The sequence below is a fragment of the Streptosporangium sp. NPDC000509 genome, assembly GCF_042898365.1.
Classification (GTDB): domain Bacteria; phylum Actinomycetota; class Actinomycetes; order Streptosporangiales; family Streptosporangiaceae; genus Streptosporangium.
Genome location: NZ_JBIAYX010000022.1, coordinates 57,141 through 79,216, shown reverse-complemented (window position 1 = coordinate 79,216; position 22,076 = coordinate 57,141). Strand labels below are relative to the sequence as shown.

Annotated in this window: 20 protein-coding genes; 15 read left to right on the top strand and 5 right to left on the bottom strand. The window is 67.4% G+C overall.

What is annotated here, in order from left to right; genetic code table 11:
- The first annotated feature begins 270 nt into the window (after positions 1–270).
- From ACFY3D_RS33085 to ACFY3D_RS33065, 5 genes are all read left to right on the top strand, one after another.
- Entirely contained in the window at positions 271–936 is a 666-nt protein-coding gene (locus tag ACFY3D_RS33085) for a phytanoyl-CoA dioxygenase family protein (protein WP_389986913.1), read from the top strand.
- A 129-nt stretch (positions 937–1,065) separates the two neighbouring features.
- Positions 1,066–1,923, top strand: coding sequence for a class I SAM-dependent methyltransferase (locus ACFY3D_RS33080; protein WP_389986910.1), 858 nt, complete (start codon positions 1,066–1,068; stop codon positions 1,921–1,923).
- A gap of 151 nt (positions 1,924–2,074) precedes the next feature.
- Entirely contained in the window at positions 2,075–3,277 is a 1,203-nt protein-coding gene (locus ACFY3D_RS33075; RefSeq protein ID WP_389986907.1) for a hypothetical protein, read from the top strand.
- A 7-nt stretch (positions 3,278–3,284) separates the two neighbouring features.
- A complete protein-coding gene (locus ACFY3D_RS33070) occupies positions 3,285–4,304 on the top strand; it encodes a glycosyltransferase (RefSeq protein ID WP_389986899.1) in 1,020 nt (339 codons plus the stop codon).
- Positions 4,305–4,642: 338 nt separating this feature from the next.
- Positions 4,643–5,392, top strand: a complete 750-nt coding sequence (locus ACFY3D_RS33065; protein ID WP_389986896.1) for a phytanoyl-CoA dioxygenase family protein — start codon at positions 4,643–4,645, stop codon at positions 5,390–5,392.
- A 146-nt stretch (positions 5,393–5,538) separates the two neighbouring features.
- Here ACFY3D_RS33065 and ACFY3D_RS33060 read toward each other — a convergent pair whose 3' ends face one another.
- Positions 5,539–6,534, bottom strand: a complete 996-nt coding sequence (locus ACFY3D_RS33060; protein ID WP_389986893.1) for a glycosyltransferase family 2 protein — start codon at positions 6,532–6,534, stop codon at positions 5,539–5,541.
- 12 nt (positions 6,535–6,546) lie between these two features.
- Positions 6,547–7,485, bottom strand: coding sequence for a nucleotide disphospho-sugar-binding domain-containing protein (locus ACFY3D_RS33055; protein WP_389986890.1), 939 nt, complete (start codon positions 7,483–7,485; stop codon positions 6,547–6,549).
- 433 nt (positions 7,486–7,918) lie between these two features.
- On the opposite strand from ACFY3D_RS33055, the gene ACFY3D_RS33050 reads away from it, so the two are divergent.
- The 6 genes from ACFY3D_RS33050 (at position 7,919) to ACFY3D_RS33025 (ending at position 15,038) form a co-directional block, all read left to right on the top strand.
- Positions 7,919–9,160 (top strand): acyl-CoA dehydrogenase family protein, encoded by a 1,242-nt coding sequence (locus tag ACFY3D_RS33050; RefSeq protein ID WP_389986887.1) that lies wholly within the window; start codon positions 7,919–7,921, stop codon positions 9,158–9,160.
- 11 nt (positions 9,161–9,171) lie between these two features.
- Entirely contained in the window at positions 9,172–10,293 is a 1,122-nt protein-coding gene (locus ACFY3D_RS33045; protein ID WP_389986884.1) for a DegT/DnrJ/EryC1/StrS family aminotransferase, read from the top strand.
- Between the two features lie 349 nt (positions 10,294–10,642).
- Positions 10,643–12,151 carry an NAD(P)/FAD-dependent oxidoreductase gene (locus ACFY3D_RS33040; RefSeq protein WP_389986881.1) on the top strand — a complete coding sequence of 503 codons (1,509 nt, stop codon included), beginning with the start codon at positions 10,643–10,645 and terminating at the stop codon, positions 12,149–12,151.
- Entirely contained in the window at positions 12,148–12,897 is a 750-nt protein-coding gene (locus ACFY3D_RS33035; RefSeq protein WP_389986878.1) for an FkbM family methyltransferase, read from the top strand. The genes ACFY3D_RS33040 and ACFY3D_RS33035 overlap by 4 nt, the downstream gene beginning before the upstream one ends.
- A complete protein-coding gene (locus tag ACFY3D_RS33030; RefSeq protein ID WP_389986875.1) occupies positions 12,881–13,822 on the top strand; it encodes a phytanoyl-CoA dioxygenase family protein in 942 nt (313 codons plus the stop codon). Before ACFY3D_RS33035 ends, ACFY3D_RS33030 begins: the two co-directional genes overlap by 17 nt.
- Before the next feature lie 16 nt (positions 13,823–13,838).
- On the top strand, positions 13,839–15,038 hold the full coding sequence (locus ACFY3D_RS33025) for a twitch domain-containing radical SAM protein (protein WP_389986872.1): 1,200 nt from the start codon (positions 13,839–13,841) through the stop codon (positions 15,036–15,038).
- A gap of 141 nt (positions 15,039–15,179) precedes the next feature.
- On the opposite strand, the gene ACFY3D_RS33020 is transcribed toward ACFY3D_RS33025, so the two are convergent.
- A complete protein-coding gene (locus tag ACFY3D_RS33020; protein ID WP_389986868.1) occupies positions 15,180–15,932 on the bottom strand; it encodes a TylF/MycF family methyltransferase in 753 nt (250 codons plus the stop codon).
- A gap of 145 nt (positions 15,933–16,077) precedes the next feature.
- Between ACFY3D_RS33020 and ACFY3D_RS33015 the strand changes: the two genes are divergently transcribed.
- The 4 genes from ACFY3D_RS33015 (at position 16,078) to ACFY3D_RS33000 (ending at position 19,846) form a co-directional block, all read left to right on the top strand.
- Complete coding sequence (locus ACFY3D_RS33015; RefSeq protein WP_389986865.1) at positions 16,078–16,224, top strand: hypothetical protein; 147 nt, start codon at positions 16,078–16,080, stop codon at positions 16,222–16,224.
- A gap of 284 nt (positions 16,225–16,508) precedes the next feature.
- Positions 16,509–17,780: a nucleotide disphospho-sugar-binding domain-containing protein gene (locus tag ACFY3D_RS33010; protein ID WP_389986862.1), complete on the top strand. Its 1,272-nt coding sequence runs from the start codon at positions 16,509–16,511 to the stop codon at positions 17,778–17,780.
- Between the two features lie 74 nt (positions 17,781–17,854).
- The gene (locus ACFY3D_RS33005; protein ID WP_389986859.1) at positions 17,855–18,586 is read left to right on the top strand and encodes a class I SAM-dependent methyltransferase; all 732 of its coding nucleotides are present in this window, start codon (positions 17,855–17,857) and stop codon (positions 18,584–18,586) included.
- Between the two features lie 225 nt (positions 18,587–18,811).
- Positions 18,812–19,846: an NAD-dependent epimerase/dehydratase family protein gene (locus tag ACFY3D_RS33000; protein WP_389986856.1), complete on the top strand. Its 1,035-nt coding sequence runs from the start codon at positions 18,812–18,814 to the stop codon at positions 19,844–19,846.
- Positions 19,847–19,959: 113 nt separating this feature from the next.
- On the opposite strand, the gene ACFY3D_RS32995 is transcribed toward ACFY3D_RS33000, so the two are convergent.
- Entirely contained in the window at positions 19,960–21,000 is a 1,041-nt protein-coding gene (locus ACFY3D_RS32995) for a hypothetical protein (protein ID WP_389986853.1), read from the bottom strand.
- 61 nt (positions 21,001–21,061) lie between these two features.
- On the bottom strand, positions 21,062–22,027 hold the full coding sequence (locus tag ACFY3D_RS32990) for an NAD-dependent epimerase/dehydratase family protein (protein WP_389986850.1): 966 nt from the start codon (positions 22,025–22,027) through the stop codon (positions 21,062–21,064).
- Positions 22,028–22,076 lie beyond the last annotated feature (49 nt).

Below are 22,076 nucleotides of genomic sequence, written 5' to 3'. Positions count from 1 at the left end.
CAGCGGTCGGTGCCGACCATCGGCCACCTGTGGTGAAACCACTAGTCAGTTATCGCGCGCGACTCGATAAGGTCAAATCTTGTGGGCCGCAATGCGATTGGGCGCCGAGTCCCGAGTCGGGATCCGGCAGACAATGACTGAGCCGACGACGTGTCCGACGACGAATTTCGGCTCCGGATGTGAAGACCGTCGATTACCGCTATTTCAAGACGCCGGAAGACTCGGGTTCACGAATGTCGAGGCAGACAAGTCGAAAGGACGGGCGTAGCCATGACCCTGGTGGTACGGGATCCCACTGCACGAATCGAGCGCTTCCGCGTCGACGGTTTCGTTCGGGTCGGACCGATACTCGGCCAGGACGTGGTAAGCCGGCTCAAGGCGGGCGCCACGAGGTTGATCTCGCGTTTTACCGACCAGGGTTATGTCTCCGACGACTACTGGCACTTCGACGTCGACGGGCAATCGCCGGTGCTGTATCGCATCCACAACCTGGAGAAGCAGGACTGGCCGGAAGCCGAATTACTCCACCGCCCCGAACTCGGCCGTCTCGCCGCCGAATTCATCGGAGAGCCGGTCGTTCCCACGGCGTTCGCCCTTGTGCTCAAGGAACCACGGCGCGCGGCCGGTGTGCCGTGGCACCGCGACCGTCCCCACCTCGCTCCGCATACCGTGTGCAACATAAGCATCTGCCTGGACACAGCGGGCCCCGACAACGGTTGTCTGGAGGGCGTTCCCGGCTCCCACCTGCTGCCCGTCGACGTGGCCGCCGAGGCCGTACGGGATGCCGGCCCACGGGTGCCGGTGCCCTCCGAGGAGGGGGACGTCGTGGTGCACGACGTCCGGCTCGTGCACGGATCCGGCCCGAACCCCAGCGATCGGTGGCGCCGAACCATCGTCATCGAGTTCGCCGATCCGGCGATCTCCCTCGAGCCCTGACGTCGCGGTGGCCCATCCGCGTCGGGAAGAAAGGTCGGACAGCTTGAAGCCGAATGCCGCGGCACGACCACGCGACGCGGTGATCCCGGAATGTCACATCCGCATACCGTACAAGGAGCGCCGGCGGTGGTGAGTCTGCTGGGTTGGGTGTCTGCGGTGGGTAAGTCGCGCTTGGCCGGCCGACCGGCCACCACGGCGGAGCCCCCGCTCCACGAGGTCATGGCCGAACGTTTCCGCGAGCGGACCAAGCCGCGCCGCGGAGACTGGGCCTACGTCCACTTCCTCGACCTCCGTGAGGCGCTCGCCGAGGCGCTGCGCGACGCTTCCGGCGTCTGGCTCGACTACGGCTCGGGCACGTCGCCGTACCGTGAACTGTTCGCTGTGGCCGAGCTGCAGACGGCAGACATCCCCGGCGGTGAGTCCTACCGCGCCGATCACGCGCTCGACCGCGACGGCAACTGCCCGGCTCCCGACGGGGCCTTCGACGGCGTGCTGTCCACCCAGGTCCTGGAGCATGTCACCGACGCGGACGCCTACCTGCGCGAGGCGTTCCGGCTGTTACGGCCCGGCGGCCGGCTGGTGTTGTCCACCCACGGTGTGTGGGAGGAACACGGCGGTCAGGATCTGTGGCGCTGGACGGCTGACGGCTTGGCCCTGCAGGCCAGGCGAGCCGGGTTCGTGGTCGACCGGACGGTGAAGTTGACCTGCGGTCCGCGTGGGCTGCTGTTCCTGCTCCGCTGGTACGGGCGCGACCACGGCTGGCCCGGTGGCGGCCCGGTCGGACTGGTCCTCCGGACGCTGTGGCTGGTGGACCGTCTCCTGCCCAGGGCTATGGACACCTACCTCGACCGGGCGTTCGGAGATCTCCGCCGCCGAGAGGGCCCGGAGAGCACCTTCTACCTGGACATCCTGCTCATCGCCGGAAAACCCGAAGGCGCGACAGCCGACGCGAAGGGCACCGCTGCGGCGAGAGAGACCGGTACGTGAGCCAACCTGCGACGGTTCACGGCGAGGACGCGCCGCGGTTGATCACAGCTCGGGCCTTCGCCAGGATCTTCTCCTTGATCGCCATATCCCGCATCGAGGAAGCCGCGCCCCGGGCGCTCCCGATGAGTCGATCGCAAACCCGGAGGTGCGCATGCCGATCCACGACCGACCACAGACCTCGCTCGTCCAACGTCTGCTCTCCTTGGCGGACGCCCCCGACGCCGCCGCCCGACTCGCGGCCGAGGATCCGGAGTCGGTGGTGGCCGCGACCATCGGCGAAGTGTCCGGCCGCGCGGGCCTGTACCCCGGGCCCGGGTCACCGATGATCGTCCAGTTCGAAGTGGACGTCCCGGGCTCCGCACGGATTCCGTACCTGCTGACCGTCGGTCCCGACGGTCAGCAGGCGCGCCCTGGCCGGGTCGACGACCCGTGGGTGTGCCTCAGGTACGACCTGCCGGCGCTGATCCGTGACGTGTTCGGGCCGAGTGACCCGCGCGCCGGAGCCGACCGCGAGGTGGTGATGAAAGACGAGCCAGGGCCGGCCGAGTACAAGCCAGACGATCCGTGGATGGTCCGGCGTGACGAGGCGACCCGAGCGGCGTATCAGGTCCTGCAGGCGTGCGGGCCGTATCGCGGGGACCTGACTGCCTTGGCCGTGCGCTTCGGCTCGGACAAGTGGGGCGGGCACTGGTACACCCCCCACTATGAGCGGCATCTGGGAAGATACCGCGATCAGCGGATGACCGTGCTTGAGATCGGCATCGGCGGCTATCACGACCCCGGCGCAGGAGGCACCTCCCTGCGCATGTGGAAGCACTACTTTCACCGAAGCATGGTGTACGGGCTCGATGTGTACGACAAGTCACTGCTGGACGAGCCGCGGATCACCACGATCCGCGGGGATCAGGCCGACTCGGCGTTCCTCACCGACCTCGCGGCGCGGTACGGCCCGTTTGACATCGTGGTCGATGACGGCAGTCATGTCAGCAGCCACGTCATCACCGCGTTCAACGCGCTCTTCCCGCACGTGGGTCCCGGCGGCATGTATGTGATCGAGGACCTGCACACTTCGTACTGGCCCGAGTGGGGGGGAAACGGCGTCGACCTGGCCGATCCCGCCACGTCGGTCGGTTTCCTGAAGACGCTTGTCGACGGTTTGCACCATCGCGATCGTCTTCATGAAGGCCCCTACGAGCCGTCGTACACGGACCGAAGCGTGACCGGGATCCATCTGTACCACAACCTCGCGTTCATCGAGAAAGGCCGCAACACCGAGCAGGCGAACGCCACGTGGCGACCGCGGCATGACCCGATGCGCGACCTGCCCGCGCCGTACCGGAGTATGGGGAAGTGAGAGGCTGATGCGCGTCGTACTGGTAACCATGGCGCTACGGCTGCCGACCGATCCAAGTCAGTGGATCACCGTTCCGCCGCAGGGCTACGCGGGAATCCACTGGATCGTGGCCAACCACATGGACGGCCTGCTGGAACTCGGCCATGAGGTGTTCCTGCTCGGCGCGCCGGGCACCACGCCTGCCTCACCGGCGGTCACCGTGGTGGACGCCGGCGAGCTCGAAGACATGTACGCCTGGCTGAACGGCCCGGAGTCGTCGACCGTGGATGTCGTGCACGACTTCTCCTGCGGGCAGATCGATCCTGACCGGCTCCCGGCGGGAATGGCATACCTGTCCACCCATCACCTCACCGGCCGGCCGACGTATCCGCGCAACTGCGTGTACGCCTCGTACGCCCAGCGCACCCAGGCCGGAAACGACATCGCGCCGGTGGTACGCATCTCGGTCAACCAGGCGCGCTACCAGTTCCGGGCCGACAAGGACGACTACCTCCTCTACCTGGGGCGCGTCTCGGAGTGGAAAGGCGCTTACGAGGCCGCCGCATTCGCATCCGCCGCCGGGCGCCGTCTTGTCATGGCCGGACCATCCTGGGAGGAGCAGTATCTGCGGCGGATCGAGCGCGACTTCGGGGACACCGTCGATTTCGTCGGCGAGGTGGGGGGTGAGCGAAGGCTCGAACTGCTTTCCCGCGCGGCCGCGATCATGGTGCTCTCCCAGAGCACGATGGGCCCCTGGGGTGTGGTGTGGTGCGAGCCGGGGTCGACCGTCGTGTCCGAGGCCGCCGTGTGCGGTACCCCGGTCATCGGTACCTCCAACGGCTGCCTGGCCGAGATCGTGCCGTCGGTCGGGATCGTCGTCCCCGAAGGCTCGTCGTTCACACCCGCGCAGGCTGGTGCCTCGTTGGCCGATCTGCCCGAGCCGGGTTCCGTCCGGGCCGCAGCGCTGCGGCAGTGGGATCACGTCGTCGTCGCCAAACAGTTCGAGACGATCTACCACGAGGTGCTCGCGGGCCACACCTGGTCCTGACCGCCCCTGTGTCCGTCACCTGGGCGGCGCGAACGGCACGTCGGGCGGCGGTGCCCTGCTCCACGGCGGCCCGATCGGGCAGGCGCGTGGCCGGCGAGGGCTCATCCGGGAATCCGGGAATCCGGGAATCCGGGAATCAAGGTCACGCCAATCCATGATCCGTTACACGGAAGGGCTCGTTGCGGCAAGGCGGCACGGCGACCATGCGAAATTCGCCTCTCACCCGGCCTGTCGTGAAATTATAGGAAACCCCCTAATCTACCCCCCGGTCTAGTGCTCACGGTGAACCGGTCCGCGTATCCTGTGAATCGGGAGACGTCCTTAGGAGAGGAGACGACTTGAGCGGGGCGAGCACCATTGACCGTCGCACTCTGGAGGAGTTCCGCCGTAATGGATTCGCAACCTTACCCCAGGTGGCGGACGAGTCGGAAGTGGCGTGGTTGCGGGAAGTGTACGATCGTTTGTTCGTCCAGCGCGGAATTCCGGGCTCGGAGAACTACTACGACATCGCAGGCCAGGCCGACCGCGAAGAGTCGCCATTGTTGCCACAGATAGTCCGGCCAGAGAAATACGTTCCAGAATTGCTGGAAAGCGCGCATTTCGCACGGTGCCGGGCTATCGCGTCGGCCTTTCTGGACATCCCCGAGAACGAGCTGGAATTCTACGGACACGCCATTTTGAAACCGCCCCGGTACGGTGCCCCGACACCCTGGCACCAGGACGAGGCGTACATGGACCCGCGGTGGAGCCGTCGTGGGCTGAGTATCTGGACGACGTTGGACGATGCCACGGTCGAAAGCGGCTGCCTGCACTACCTGCCCGGCGGCCACCTCGGTCCGGTGCTTCCCCACCACCACATCGACAACGACGACCGTATCCGCGGCCTGATGACCGACGAGGTGGACCCGGCGGCCGGGGTCGCGTGCCCGCTGGCGCCCGGCGGCGCGGTCATGCACGACTTCCGTACCCCGCACTACGCCGGGCCGAACCAGACCGGCCGGCCACGGCGCGCGTACGTACTGGTGTTCATGAGCGCCCCGGTCGAGGTCACCGACCCGGAACCTCGGCCCTGGATGACGTGGGCGTGACCGGCGTGCCGGTCACGCCCACCCGGGGCCTACACCTCAGGCCCGGCTGTACCCCTTCGGCGGCACGGTGAGGTGACCCGCCACGGTCCGGCCAGACCCGGCGTGCCGATGGAGCTCTCCGGCGCCAAGGACGCGGGCCCACGTCATCAGGCCATCCCACGGCCCGTGCGCAGCACCCGGTGGCTGCGCCGACGCTCCACGATCGTCGGTGCGTGTCCCGCCAGCCACCTGAGCGCCGCCACGGTCTCGCGCGCGCCGGTCGCCGCGTCGACCCTGCCGACCACGCTCTTGCCGAGCAAGTCCGCCACCAGCCAACGGGTGGCCAGCCGGGCCGCCTTGACCGGATTCCAGTCGACGTCGGTGAGCAGGTAGTAGTAGCGATTACGTCGCATGTGCACCCGGGTGTAGGCGCTACGAGTGGTGGCACCGCCGCCACCGTAGTGCTGGATGCCCTCGTCGAGCAGCAGGGCCACCCGCCAGCCCGCCCACCTGGCGCGCCGGCAGAGGTCCACCTCCTCGTAGTACGTGTGAAAGACCTCGTCGAGTATGCCGATCTCGCGTAACATCGCCGCCCGCGCGAACAACGCCGCCCCCTGGACATAGGCGTGCTCAAGGGTCCGCGGCGCCCGCCCCTCGAAGCTGCTCGCCGGAGATGGATGATCCAGTCGGTCACCCGCGAACGCGTGCTGCTCCCCCAGCCACAGCGCGATGTTCGTCCAGGCGTTGAACTCGACCAGTTCGTCCGACTCGGCGTCATAGCAGTACTGCAGCGGCCCGATGATGCCGTACTCCGGCCATCGCTCGGCGAATTCGACCATCGTACGGACCAGCCGTGGCGGGCTCCAGGTGTCCGGGTTGACGAGGAAGACGTAGTCGGCGCCGTCGGCGAGCGCCGTCCGGATGCCCACGTTGTTGGCCCCGGTGAACCCGAGGTTGGCGGGATTGCGGGTGATCTTCACCTGTGGGAACTCCCGCGCGACCATGTCAACGCTGCCGTCGGTGGAGGCGTTGTCGATGAAGTGGACGTCCAGGTCGAAGCCTTCGGTGTCGCTGTCGACCAGCGACGCGAAGCAGCGGCGCAGCCACCTGATCTCGTTGGTGCCGACCGTGATCGTCGCAACACGCCTGCGTGCCGATGTCATCCGCCCGCCTCTCTACTTCAGCACGTCGAGGACGTCGGTGGGCAGGGGCATCGCGGCGATCTCATCGGCGAGGGAACGGGCCCCGGCGGCGTAGACCGGATCGGTGAGCAGATCGCCTGCCGCCCGCGTTACGGCGTCCGGGGTGTCCTCCCCGGGCGGCAGCGTGATCGCGACGCCCCTGGTGGCCAGCGAGCGGGCCCAGTCGATCAACCGGCTCTCCTGCGGGATGATCAGCTGCGGGACACCGGCGTGCATCGCCGTCAGCGCGGTCATCGTGCCGGAGTGGTGCACGATCAGGTCGCAGGTGGGCAGCACCACGTCCAGCGGCATCCAGCCCGCGTTGGCGACACCGCGCTCGCCGCGCAGCAGGACACCCACCTCGTCGGGGGCCGCGACGACCAGTTCGACATCGAGCTCCGCGAGCGAGGCTACCAGGTTGCGCAGCAGGCCGGTGCCGTGTGTGGGCGTGGCCAGGCTGCCCGCGGTCATCAACACCCGGCGACGCTCGCCCGGGGCGAGCATCCACGGTTCGAGCGGGCGTTGCTCGTTGACGGGCGTCCACCGCATGGGCTGCACCGGTGCGCCCTCCGGCCGGATGCTCTCCGGGAATATGTCGATGGCCAGGTCGAAGTCCGGGACGCGGTCCAGGCCGAGCGCGCACAACTCGGGCTGTAGCTCGTCGTCGACGCCGGGATGGGTGCCCTCCCGATCCGCCGGTGTCCCGGTGAGCAGGTGGCGCACACAGGGCAGGCCGAAGTGGGCGGCGAGGACGGGCCCGGCGTAGGCGTGCGGCCCGCAGACGAGAATGTCCGGCCGCCAGGAGGTGATCAGGGTCCGCAACCGGTCGAGGCTCGCGGCGGCCAGCCTGCCGAACATCCGGCCGAGGAAGATCGGCAGTTCGGCGCCGTCGCCGGGAATCCGTAGCGGGTCGCCCGCGCGATCCGTCGTCATCAGCTGCGTCAACGACAAAGGGCTCGTCGTCATGGCGGGCACGCCGACACTCGCCGCCGCGGCGACGGCCTCCTCCGTGGAGGCGAGAATGACGTCGTGACCGCTTGCCCGTGCGGCGATCGCCAGGGGAGCAAGACCAAATACGTTTGATTTCGCCGGCCCCGGGATAAACAGCATCTTCATGAGACCTCCACTCGAAGTCGAGACAATGTAGCGGCGCCGACGGCGTGCACACCATACCCACCGACTAAAGTCCAGCCAGTTCGAGTGATTCGACTAGACTTGGCCGCCGACTCTCGTTTGACGCCTTACCGGTAACTCTTGTTCATATATCTTGGCTTTGCATATCGAAAGAGCGGGGATGTGGTCACGGACTCGCGCCGGCCGTCGGGAGCCGAAAATGAAACGGGCGATATCAAGCAATACTGCGTATTTGAGTACGTCAGATCTCCGGACACCGATCTCACCTGAGGGCGAGATGATGGTGGACCTGCTGACCGGTTTCACCAGCGGAATCCGGGCAGAGGCTCGCGCGAACGACCAGAACGGCGTTTTCCCGGTGGACACGTTTCGCGGGTTCGCCAAGGTCGGCCTGATGGGCGCGGCCGTGCCCGCCGAACTGGGTGGTCTCGGCGTCACCCGACTGTACGACCTGGCGGTGGGGTTGCGCGTCCTGGCCGAGGCCGACGCCTCGACGGCCCTGGCCCTGCACGTCCAGCTGAGCCGCGCGCTGACGTTGACCTACGAGTGGCGCCACGGCGCCCCTGCCGCCTCCGCGTTGGCCGAACGGTTGCTGCGGGCCATGGCCACCGGCGAGGCGGCCGTCTGCACCGGGCTGAAGGACGCCCCCGGCGTGGTGACCACGCTCACCAGGGACGCCTCGGGCGGCTGGCGGCTGTCCGGCCGCAAGACACTGGTCAGCATGGCACCGATCGGCACGCACTTCTTCGTACACGCGCTGCGGCGCGACGGCGGCGATGTGCCAGGACTTGCCGTCCCTCTCCTGAGCAGGGACACCCGCGGGCTGACCGTACAGCCGGACTGGGACGGTCTCGGCATGCGGGCCTCCGGCACACTGGACGTCGATTTCGACAACTGCCCGGTACCGGAGACCGACATCCTCGACCGAGGTCCGGTGGGATCACGCCGGGACGCGGTGCTGGCCGGACAGACCATCAGTTCGATCACCATGCTGGGTATCTACGCGGGAATCGCCCAGGCGGCCAGGGACATCGCGGTGCAGCATTGCGCCAAACGCGGCCCGGACGTCTCCTCGGGCGTGCGTTCCACCATCGCCGAGTCCGATGCCCGGCTGTACGCGCTGCGCACGGCGACCGCCGCCGCGCTGCTCAACGCCGACCTGCTCAACGACAAGTACACGATGGACCTCGACGAGCGGGGACGACGGATGATGACGCCGTTCCAATGGGCGAAGATGACGGTCAACGACCTGGCCTTGCGCGTCGTCACCGACAGCATGTCGATGGTCGGCGGTCAGGCGTACTCGGCCGGCCACCCACTGGCACGCCTCTACCGCGACGTACGGGCAGGCGGGTTCATGCAGCCCTACAGCTACGCCGACGGCGTCGACTATCTCAGCGGTCAAGCACTGCGCCTCGATCGAGACAACGACTACATGAGTGTCCGGGCAGTCCGCTCCCAGACTCAGTCCTAGGAGAGGCAGACATGGCAATTCGGGTGTGGGACTACCTAGCGGAGTATCACCAGGAGCGGGCCGACCTGCTCGACGCGGTTGAGAAGGTCTTCCGGTCCGGCAACCTCATACTCGGCGAGAGCGTCGACGGGTTCGAGAACGAGTTCGCCGCCTATCACGGCATGCCCCACTGCATCGGGGTGGACAACGGCACCAACGCGATCAAGCTGGCCCTGCAGGCGATGGGCGTCGGATCGGGCGACGAGGTGATCACCGTGTCCAACACGGCGGCACCGACGGTGCTGGCCATCGACGCCGTCGGCGCCAGGGCCGTCTTCGTCGACGTGCATGAGGAGGACTGCCTCATGAACGTGGACCGGGTGGCCGAGGTGATCACTCCGCGGACCAAAGCGGTGTTGCCCGTACACCTCTACGGCCAGTGCGTGGACATGACGTCCTTGACACGGCTCGCCGCCGACCACGGCCTGCTCATACTCGAGGACTGCGCCCAGGCGCACGGTTCCCGGCAGCACGGCAGGATGGCGGGCACCATGGGCGACGCCGCGGCGTTCTCCTTCTATCCCACCAAGGTGCTGGGCGCCTACGGGGACGGCGGTGCGGTGGTCACCGCCGACGAGACCCTCGACAGCGGCCTTCGGCGGCTGCGCTACTACGGCATGGAAAAGGTCTACTACGTCGTCAAGACGCCCGGCCACAACTGCCGCCTCGACGCGGTGCAGGCGGAGATCCTGCGACGCAAGCTCACCCGGCTGGACACCTACATCGAGGCCAGGCGCGCAGTGGCCCGCCGCTACGCCGAAGGGCTTGGCGACATCCTCGACTCCACCGGCCTGATCCTGCCGTCGGTGACCGCCGGGAACGAGCATGTCTACTATCTCTACGTCGTGCGCCACCCGCAGCGCGACACCATCATCGAACGGCTCAGGGCCTACGACATCACCCTGACCATCAGCTACCCCTGGCCGGTGCACACGATGACCGGGTTCACGCAGCTTCGCTACGCCGACGGCTCGCTCCCGGTCACCGAACGACTGGCCGGGGAGGTCTTCTCCCTGCCCATGTACCCGTCCATGCCGCAGGACCTCCAGGACAAGGTGATCGGCGCGCTCCGCGAGGTTCTGGAAACCCTTTAGCGGTTCGGCTTCGAGCTGGCCGGCCGCAGGCCGTCGGTCCCGGTTTCCCCGGGCTCCGGCCTGGAATTCACGCCCACGGACCTGACTTTTCGACAGGCCGGCGACCACCTCTTCGGTCACCACCGTACCGTTGTTCCATTCCCTCAACGAGCCCTGGGCGTACGTGCGGCCCATCGACATTCCTCGCTCGTTTATTCCGGAACGACAGCGATCACGACAGAAAATCGCCCGGTGCGCGAACGCTCCACTAACGCTCCCACTAGACATTCCCCCGAATTGTTGAACGCCATTTTCTGCCCGCCGTAGGGTGTGGTTCGGTAAATTATCCCGCCTCTCGACGAGGAGATTCATGGTCACCAAAGTCCTGGTCATCGGTGGCGGTCCGGCCGGGTCGACCGCGGCGGCACTGCTCGCACGTGCGGGCCTGTCCGTGACGCTGCTGGAGAAGGAGAACTTTCCTCGCTACCACATCGGCGAGTCCATCGCGTCGTCGTGCCGGACGATCGTCGATTTCGTCGGCGCGCTGGACGAGGTCGACGCCCGCGGCTACACCGAGAAGAACGGCGTGTTGCTGCGATGGGGCAGGGAGGACTGGGCCATCGACTGGTCCGAGATCTTCGGCCCCGGCGTGCGGTCCTGGCAGGTCGACCGCGACGACTTCGACCAGGTACTACTGACCAACGCCGCCAAACAGGGCGCCCGGGTCGTTGAGGGCGCCGAGGTGAAGCGCGTGGTCTTCGAGGGCGACCGCGCCGTGGCCGCGGAGTGGTCCGAGTCGCACACCGGCGAGCTGCGCACCAGCCATTTCGACTTCGTCGTCGACGCCTCCGGCCGGACCGGTCTGATTCCCGCCCGGCATTTCAAGCACCGGCGAGCGAACGAGGCGTTCAGGAACGTCGCCATCTGGGGCTACTGGCAGGGAGGATCTCTGCTTCCCAGTTCGCCGAAGGGCGGGATCAACGTCATCTCGGCCCCGGACGGCTGGTACTGGGTGATCCCGCTGCGCGACAACCGCTACAGCGTCGGATTCGTCTGCCACCAGACGCGGTTCCTTGAGCGTCGTTCGGGGCACGCGTCCCTGGAAGCGATGCTGGCCTCGCTGGTCGAGGAGTCTCCGTCGGTGCGCGGTCTGCTCGCGAACGGGACCTACCAGCCGGGTGTCCGGGTCGAGCGGGACTTCTCCTACGTCGCCGACAGATTCTGCGGCCCGGGTTACTTCGCCGCGGGCGACAGCGCGTGCTTCCTGGACCCGCTGCTGTCCACCGGCGTACACCTCGCGCTCTACAGCGGCATGCTCTCCGCGGCGGCCATTCTGGCCACCGTCAACGGCGACGTCGATGAGGAGCAGGCCCGCGCGTTCTACGAGACGCTCTACCGCAACGCCTTCGAGCGCCTGTTCACACTGGTCGCGGCCGTCTACCAGCAGCAAGCGGGCAAGGACAACTACTTCGCCCTGGCCGACAGGCTTGTCGGCGAGCACGCCGAGACCGACTACGAAAAGGTGGACGGCGCCAGGGCCTTCGCTCAGCTGATCGCCGGGCTCGCCGACATGGGCGACGCCGTGGCCGGCCGCGCTCCCGAGCCACGGATGCCCGACGACGACGCGGACAACTCCGTCGACCGCCTGTTCGTCGCCGCCGAGCAGGCCCGCAGGATGGCCGAGACGCACACCCCCAAATCCCCGGTCAGCGAGGCGCTCAACAGGCTCGACGGACATGAGCTGTTCGACCCGGACACCGGCCTGTACCTGATGACCAGCCCCCGGCTCGGCATCGGAAGAAGCCGGCCGGTGGAGCCCGTGATCCGGACATCACCCCCACCACCGCCCCGGAATCACGGCGAGGAGCCCTCGACGTGAGCGGGCAGCGGGTGATCGACCCCCTCGACCGCAACGACGAGTACGACCGGCTCACCGTCCAGATCATCGAAAAGGTCTGCACCACGACCGCCGGGTGCGTCGACCTCGGCGCGGGCGTCGGCGAGATCACCCAGCACCTGGTGCGGGTGGCGCCCGAGGGCAGGCACTTCGCGATCGAACCGCTGCCCGCCTTCGCCGACGAGTTGGCGGCCAGGTTGCCTTCGGTCGCGGTGATCAGGGCCGCCGCCGCCGACGTCACGGGCTCGCAGAGCTTCGTGCACGTGGTCTCCAACCCGGGCTACAGCGGCCTGCACAGACGCCCCTACGACCGGCCGATGGAGACCCTGCGCGAGATCACCGTCGACACCGTGCGTCTGGATGACGTCATCCCGCCCGATGTGCGCATCGACCTGGTCAAGCTCGACGTCGAGGGAGGCGAGGTGCTGGCTCTGCGAGGTGCGCGCCGCTCACTGCGCCGCGACAAGCCGGTGATCGTTTTCGAACACGGCGGCGACCATGTGATGCGCGAGTACGGCACGACAACGGACGATCTCTGGTCGTTGCTGGTCGACGGGCTGGGGTACCGGGTGTTCACCCTGCCGGCCTGGCTGGCCGGGCAGCCCGCGATGGATCGCGCGTCGTTCGCGAGGGCGTTGGAGCGGGACTGGTACTTCGTGGCGGACTGCGCTGGTCCGAATTCACCACCGACGAACGAAAGGGGTCCAGGTTATGAATCCTGTCACTAAGGTACGCACCGACAGCAGGGTTCCCGAATGTGACATCCGGCGGACCGGACTGTTGCCCGAGCACGTCACCGCCTTCCGCCGGCAGGGAGTGCTCGCCGTTCGCGGGCTGCTCACGCAGGAGGAACTCGCCGACGTACAGCAGGCCGGGAAGACGCTGATCGACCGGGCGTGGTCGACGCGGTCCATGGACGACACCGTCTGGACCCTGGAGCCGCACCTGCCGGGCGCCGCGCCGGTACGGATCGAATACGTGGTGGACAAGGCCCGCCCGATCGCCATGCTGGCCGGTCACCCTTTGCTACTACAAATCATGGAACAGCTCGTCGGCCCCAACCTCATCCCGACCTGGGACAGTATGGTCTTCAAAACCCCGGCAGGGGCTCCCCGGCTCGCCTGGCATCGCGACGCCGGGTTGTACGCCGACGCGGTCGGCGTCACCGGAGCGGGTCGCGTCATCGACGCCGGGATCTATCTCGACCCTGCCCCGGAGGACAACTGCGTCTGGTGCATCCCGGAATCCAACTACTGGGACGACGAGCGGATCCGGACCACCGCGGATCGGCTCAACGCCAGCGAGTGGGACACCACCGGTGCGGTGCCCGCCGTGATGCGGCCGGGGGATGTGCTGCTGCACAACATCCTCACCCTGCACGGCGCCCCCGCCGTGGTCGGCAAGCAACGCCGCGTCGTCTACTTCGAGTTCCGGCCCGCCGAGGTGGAGTGGCAACTGGGCCCGCACACCGAGGACTACGTCGGCCTCAAGCAACAGGTCCTGCGCTCCTGCGTTCGGATGCGTGCGGCCGAATCGCGATTCCGCGGCGAGGAACCGTTCGACTACCGCCCCGCCCACTCCTTACGGCACTGGGCGCGCAAGCCGGAGCTCGCCACATTCCGGGTTCCGCATGAAGAGTACTGGCGATGGTGAGCCGAGGGGCGTTTCCATGAGTACCGAAGTCAACGGTGACGGCGCCACGGACAAGACCTTGTGCGTCCTGCCGTGGATCCATCTCTGCGCCTCCATCGACGGCGTCTACGGCCGCTGCTGCGTCGACAACGCGATGTACCACAACGAGTTGTACGACCAGCAGGAGGAGCCCGTCTTCCAGCTGAACGACGACGCGATCGGCTGTTCGCCTGATTCGCGATACGCCAAGGACAACCCGGATCGGGTGATGGGACTTCAGGAGGCGTTCAACAGTCCCAACATGAAACGGACCCGGCTGGCGATGCTGAGCGGTCGGCGCGTCGACGCATGCAAATACTGCTATTTCCGGGAAGACCACGGCGCCCAGTCCTATCGGCAGAACATCAATCAGCGATTCGAACATGAGCTCGACACTCTCGCCGCCCGCACCGCCCAGGACGGCACCGTCGAGGACTTCCCGTATTTCCTCGACATCAGGTTCGGCAACACCTGCAACCTGCGGTGCGTCATGTGCACCTATCCGGTGAGCTCGGCGTGGGGCGCCAAGCAGCGGCCATCATGGTCCTCCGCGGTGATCGACCCCTACCGCGCCGACGAGGATCTGTGGCGGACACTGCGGGCGAACGCGCACCTGATCCGGCGACTGTACTTCGCGGGCGGCGAGCCCTTCATGCAGCCGGGCCATTACGCGTTGCTCGAACTCCTCGTGGAAACCGGGAACGCGGGCAATGTCGACGTGGCCTACAACTCCAACCTCACGGTGTCCCCCGACAACGCGATCGGCCTCTTCCCACACTTCAAGAGCGTCGGCATCGGTGCGTCCTGCGACGGTGTGGGCGAGGTGTTCGAGCGGATCAGGACCGGCGGGAAGTGGCAGGTGTTCGTGGACAACGTGCACAGGCTCAAGACCCAGGTGGACGTCTGGCTCCAGGTATCGCCGCAGCGGGACAACCTGTGGGACCTGCGAAACCTGCTCGAATTCGCTCGCGCGGAGGGACTGGACATCGACCTGGCCAACGTCGTGCAGTGGCCGCGGGAACTGTCGGTCGCCAGCCTCACCGACGAGGAGAAGGCGCGCGCCACCGGGGAGCTGACCGAGCTGATCGCCTGGTGCGCCGAGCTGGGCTGGGACAAGCCGGCCGCCCACCTCGGCGCCCTGCGTTCGTTCATGAATTCGCTGGATCCGACGAACCTGGTCGACGAAGGATCGTCATGACCAGGTAGCGGGATCCGCCGGGCAGGCGCCTACGGCATCAGGGGGCCGACGGAGCGTGGTACCCGATTCGGCAGGTGGCCCCCTGAGCATTGACCGCCGTCTACAGGAAAGCGATGTCGCGGTACATCGGCGGTCATGTCCTCAGCCGGTACGTCGCCACCCGATCGACGTCCAGTCGATGTGCTCGATCGTGTCGGTGATCCCGTTGGCCTCCCGGAACTCCCTGATGGCCGCTCGGCAACCGGGCAGGATGTGGTCGTCCACGATGACGAAACCCCCGACCGAAAGCTTGGGATACAGGTTGACCAGCGCGTCCATCGTGGACTCGTACAGGTCTCCATCCAGGCGCAGCACGGCGAGGGAGCGCACCGGCGCGGTCGGCAGGCTGTCCCTGAACCAGCCCTCCAGGAAGACGACTTGATCGTCCAGCAGGTCGTACCGCTCGAAGTTCTGCCGCACCTGCTCGATGGACACCCCCAGCACCGAGTTCTCGTTGTGCAGCCCGAGTTCCACGTCCAGCGGATGGCTGGAGCGGTCGGTCCGCGGGATGCCCTGGAAGGAGTCGGCCACCCATACGCGCCGGTCGGTGATGTTGTTCGCGCGCAGGAAGGAACGCATGAAGATGCACACACCGCCACGCCACACTCCGGTTTCGATGAAATCGCCCGGCACCTCGTCTTCGACGACCTGTCGCATGCAGCGCTCCAGGTGGTCGAGCCGAATCCTGCCGACCATGGTGTGCGCGACCGAGGGCCAGTCCTTGCCTTTTTCCCGCAGCGAATCCTTGTAGCCGTTGGCCTGCTGCTGCCCCATGGGAAGCGGCGCGTCCTGATAGATGGTGTTCGTCAGCGTCTTCTTCATCAGGTCGAGATAAAGTTCGGCGCCTGTGTCCATGGTTTCCTCGCACGGTAGATTTCCGAAATTCCATAGCACTATCGGGTCCCCGCCTACAGAGAGGCGAGTCCGCCCCCACTCCACCACGGCCCCCGCGAGGGCTTGGCTCCCCCGTGGTTCGCCCTTTTTCGATAACGGCGAGATCGTGGTAGAAGCGAATGGCCTTGATCTCGGTGTCCCGTCGCCGGGCCCGGCGGTCGCCCTCGGCGAGAATCTCTTCGTCGTCGGTACCGTCCAGCGGCTTCTTCGAGAAGCCCGTCTCGTCCACCGCGACGGCCGCGACCTGCTCTGACCCGATGCCCGTGATGACGGCGTCGGAGGCCGCTCCCGAGGAAGACGCCATCAGGATCCGCACATAAGCATGGTAGCGATGCGAATCTCAAGGAATCCCTAGAGAATTCGATAAATCCGCGAGATAGCACGGATCCGCCGATGTCACCGGATTGCGGCCAGAATCGATCTGCGACGATCTGGCCGGCGGGCGCTATTTATAGGGAAATCATGAACCTTTTCCCGGTACTCTCGCGGAGAGCCCGGTCATCGACATCAAGCGAGCGGTAAGTAGGGGAGATTTCGATGCGGATTCTGTTCACCGTGTCCAACTGGGCCGGGCACTACATGTGCATGATCCCGCTGGCCTGGGCGTTCCGGGCCGCCGGACACGAGGTTCGGGTCGCCTGCCCGCCGCAGCAGGTGCAGGGAGTCATCTCCACGGGGTTGATGCCGGTGTCGGTGCTCGACGCGGCCGACATGATGGAGAGTGCCCGGCTGGCGTACTGGGTCCAGGCGATCAACACCCCGCCGCAGAGCGGCGAAATGCCGCTGCCACTGCACCCGTTCACCGGCCAGGCGCTGGACTCCGTACGCGACTTCGACACCGGCACGCTCAGCGACTTCTGGAAGAAGACCATCGCCGCGGTCCAGCGTAGCTACGACAACGCCGTCGACTTCGCCGCTTCCTGGCGCCCCGACCTGGTGGTGCACGACCTCATGGCGTCCGAGGGCGCGCTGATCGGCGCGCTGTACGAGGTGCCGAGCGTGTACTACGGGCCGGGCTTCATCGGCACCGTGGAGACCGAACCCGGCCTCGACCTGGTGTCCTCCGATCCCCTGTCCTGCTTTGCGAAGTACGGCGTGAACTGGACACGCCGCGATATCGGGTACGCGGTGGATCCGTCGCCGGACGTGGCCGTTCCCCCGATGGGCGACGCGCTGCGGATTCCCATCAGGTACCAGCCGTACAACGGATCCCAGGACGTGGATCCGTGGCTGCTTGGGCCGGTCAAGGGAAAACGCGTCTGCGTGGTGTGGGGGAACTCCGCGACCGGGGTGTTCGGCGAGCGGCTGCCCGCGCTCCGCCACGCCGTCGAGTCCGCCGCCCAACTGGCTGCCGAGGTGGTGCTCACCGCCGCGGTGGCCGAGGTGGACGGTCTGGGTTCCCTGCCCCCGAACGTGCGGGTGCTGCGTAACTGCCCGTTGGAACTGATCCTGCCCGGCTGCGACCTGATCATTCACCACGGCAGTGCCAACTGCCTGATGAACGGCCTCGCGATGGGCGTCCCGCAGCTGTCCCTGGCCCTGAACTACGACGCGCAGATCTACGGCAGGCGGATCGACCCGCAAGGCGCGACCAAGACGCTGCCCGGCCTTCTGATCGACAGTGAGGCGATCGACAAGGCTCTCGCCGAAGTGCTGTTCGACCACAAATACCGGCGTCGCGCGGTCGAGCTGAGCCGGTCCATGGCCGCCGCGCCGACCGCCGCACAGGTCGCCGACCTGCTTACCACCCTGGCCCGCACCGGCGAGTTGACCGCCGACGACGTCGCCGGTCTGGTGGCTGGCCGGTGACGGTCACCGGACCGGCGACGTCCGGGTCGTCCACGCCGCCAGGACATCACACGAGAAACCACGAGGGAGACCGTATGAACAACACGGAAGGCGCGGCGACCGTCAAGGCGAAACCGCCGCTGCAGAGCATGGGTGACCTCAACCTGATATGGGAGTGGAACTCCCCGGAGGAGATGCAGGTGCAACTGGCGGGCACCCAGGCTCGCGAGGAGTATCTGCGCGACCGCGTCGACCGGGCGAACTGGATCGCCCAACGGCTGCGGCTGACCCCGGACTCGGAGATCTTCGAGATCGGCAGCGGTGAGGGAATCATGGCCAACGTGGTCGCCCCTCAGGTGGGGCGGCTGGTGTGTACCGACGTGAGCCGGTCGTTCCTGGCCAAGGCACGCCTCACCTGCCGGGAACACACCAACGTCGACTACCACCACATCCAGAACGACTTCCTCGCGACACTTCCGTCGACGAGCTTCGACGCGGGGTTCTCCCTTAACGTCTTCATCCACCTCAACGTCTTCGAGATCTACCTCTACTTCCGGCAGATCGCCCGGATCCTGCGCCCCGGCGGCCACTTCGGTGTCAACTTCCTCGACCTCGGCGCGTCGACCCAGAGCTTCTTCCACTTCTACGCGGAGCGCTACCAGCAGGCGAATCCATTCGAGTTCAAGGGCTTCCTGGCCTGGCACGGAGTCGACCTGATCGCCAAGATCGCCATGGAGGCCGGACTGACACCGTTGCTGGACGAGTTCGTCAACGAGGACGGGGTCTGCTTCCTCATTCTGCGGCGCGGCGAGGAGCCCGCCGCATGAACCGCCGGCCGATCGGTCCGGAGTGCCGCTGATCTCCCGCTCCGCCTGGGGATCCGGGCGGACAACGGTCTGTGGAGCGGGCGGCCCGCGCCCTAGGCGTTCGACCCGGGCTGAGCGGAGCCGCACACCGGCCGGGCCGGTCGACCAGGTTCGGGAGCGGGCGTTGACGCCGCAGACGGGTCAGCGACCTCCCGTCAGGAACGGAGAGCCGATCAGGAGGCAAGGGTGAGTGAGGGTCGCATCGTCGTGGTCGGCGGCACCGGATTCCTAGGGCGCCAGATATGCAAGGACCTCGTCGCGGAGGGACGGGACGTGCTCGTCGTGGCGAGGAACGCGGCCCGGTCCGCTCCCGGGTACCGGTTCAGGGCCGTCGACGTCTCCGAAACACCGACCGGCGAACTGGCGGCCGTACTGGCCGCCGAGCATCCGGACACGGTGATCAACGCGACCGGCGGCAAGTGGGGCCTGACCGGCCGCGAGCTGGAGGCCAGCTGTGTCGGGGCGACCCGGCACATCCTGGCGGCACTGGCAAAAACCCGGTTGGTGCCCCGGCTGGTGCACCTTGGCTCGGTGCTGGAGTACGGGCACGTCGTGCCGGACGGCACCGAGTCCACCCAGCGATCGCCCGGCCCCGCCTCCGACTATGACCGGTTCAAGTCGGCCGCGACCGAGGCGGTGCTGTCGGCCGCTGCGGTCGGGACCGTGGACGCGGTGGTGCTGCGGCTGGCCAACGTCGCCGGCCCGGGTGCACCGCCGGCGAGCCTGCTCGGCCGTGTGGCCGACCGCTTGGCCGCCGCGGCCCGCCGCGGCGAGACCGCGATGATCGAGCTGACCGCGCTGCACGCCCGCCGGGACTATGTGGATGTCCGGGATGTCTCCGACGCGGTCCGCGCCGCGACGCGGATCACCGGTCGGCACACCCCGATCGCCATCGGCCGCGGCGAGGCCGTCCCGGTTCGTACGCTGGTCAACATGCTCATCGAGGTGAGCGGGGTGCCGGCCACCGTGGTCGAGCGTCCTGCCCCGGACCTGTCCGCGGACACCGACGACTGGACACGGGTGGACCCCCGGCCCGCGCGTGACCTGCTCGGCTGGACACCGCGTAGGACGCTGCGCGACTCGGTCCACGAGCTCTGGCACGAGGTGACGGAGCGGCACGACCTTCCGGCCATCTCGCACCGGAAGGAGAGCGTAGCGCGGAGGGGAAACAGGCATGAGGCGGCGATTACGGCGTCCCAACCTCATGAATCCGCGAGCTGAAGATCACCGGGCGAGACTGCCGCAGGACCGTCCTGGCCGATCCGCGCGAAGGAAGAGGCGGCCCTGTCCCACAGGAAACACGTGCCGGGCCGAGCCGTTCCATCGCGATTTCCTCAGTGGAAGAACGCCAGCAGATCTTTGAGCAGCCGCGGGTAGCCGTACGCTTCACGGAGCCTGTCCTGGATGTCGCCCACGATGCGCGCATGGCGCTCGTAGTCCACGCTCATGCGGGCGAGCGCGGTGGCGGGATCGGAGCCGAGCCTCAGGTGCTCGGCGGCGTCGCCGTATACCGAGACCATGAACTCCGCCTCGGGCGGGACTACGGGAAGGCTTCCCGACGCAAGGGTCTCGAACAGCCGGGCGGTGAGGAGGCCGGTACCGCTCACCAGCGAGCTGACGAGGATCGGGGAGATCAGTGACCGTCCCATCTCCTCGATGACGTGCCCGAAGGGCACGGGCGGATGGACCTCGACACCTTGCCCGCGCAGCCAGCCGGGCTCGCTGAGGGTGATCTCCTCGAAGCCCGGGCAGGTGTCACCGTCCCACCAGCGGCCGCAGACCCGCAGCGACTTCAGCGGCGGCTCCGCCCGCTTCGCCGCCGCCATGACATCGGCCAGCGGTTGCCAGCGGCCCCAGTTGCTGCCGATGTACTGCAGGTCGTAGTCGGGCTTGCGGTCCGGGTCCAACGGGTGCCGCACCGGGGGCAGCCCGAAGCACTTGAAGAACTCCGCGCCGGGGGGCAGCGGTCCGGCCACCTTGGGCTGCAGGATCAGGTCGCTCAGCGTGGAGTAGAGCACCTGCCAGCTCTCGGCCGAGTATTTGCGCGCCTCCACCTGGACGCCGTCGGCGATGCCCCAGTGCCCGTCGAAGTCGATGATCAGCCGCCGGTCCCTGGGGACCGAGCAGGCTATCTCGATCTGCTCTGCGGACAGGAATTGCCGGGCCTCGAACATGAGGACCAGATGCGTGCACCAGCGCACGTCACGCTCCACCGGCAGGTGCCTCGGAACCTCGTCGTCCATCCGCGACAGCGGACCGCTGATCCGGATGTCGCAGCCGGCCTCGTCGGCCGCGCGCACGTAGGCGGCCACGGTCTGGCTGAATCCGGCCTGCCAGTGAAAGTTCCCGGAGATCAGGATCCGCGGCCGAGTCACCGTTTCTCCGCCTTTCGCGCCCGCTTCGACGACCCTCGTACGGCCCCTCTCACTGCCTTCGTCAAATCCGCCCTCCCTGCGGATACGCGGTGGCCCACCAGCCGAAGGTTCGCCGCAATCCTTCGGAGACGGATATCTCTGGCTTCCAACCGAGAAGTGCCCTGGCCAGCTCGATGTCGGGACAACGCCGGTTCGGCTCGTCTGTCGGCAACTGCTGGGAGACCGTGCGGAGTTCGGCCCCGGCCTCAGCGGCGATCAGTTCGGCGATCTCCCTCACGGTGAGCTCCTGGGTGGCGCCGATGTTCACCGGCCCGGGTACCGTGCTGCACATCAGGGCAAGCAGCCCCTTGACCGTGTCGTCCACGTAGCACAGGGATCTGGTCTGCTCGCCGGAGCCGTTGATGGTCAGCGGCTCACCGGCCAGGGCCTGGTCGATGAAGGTCGGCACGACGCGGCCGTCGTTGCGGCGCATCCTCGGCCCGAAGCTGTTGAACAGCCGGGCGATGGCCGTGTCGGCGCCGAGCGTCCGCCGATAGGCGGCCGTCAGCGCCTCGGCGTAGCGCTTGGACTCGTCGTACACCGCTCGCGGACCCACAGGGTTCACATTGCCCCAGTAGGACTCCGGCTGGGGGTGCTGGGCGGGATCGCCGTACACCTCCGAGGTGGAGGCGAGGACGAAGCGCGCCCTGTGCGCGGCGGCCACCCGCAGCGCGTTCTCCGTTCCCGCCGACCCCACCCGCAGCGTCTCCAGCGGCATGCGCAGGTAGTCCAGCGGCGACGCCGGCGAGGCCAGATGGACGACGTAGTCGACCGGCCCGTCCACGGTGAACGGCTCGGTCACGTCGTGGCGGATCAGGTGGAAGCGCGGCGACCGCTCCACGCCCGCCAGGTTGCCCGGCTCACCGGTACACATGTTGTCCACACAGATCACGGAGCAGCCCTGCGCGACGAGTGCCTCGCAGAGATGGGAACCGATGAAACCGGCCCCGCCCGTGACGACCGCGCGGGCGCCTTCCAGGCTCTTCATCGGGCCACCAAGGGGTCGTGAACTCGATCACGATGGTCCCGCGCCACCT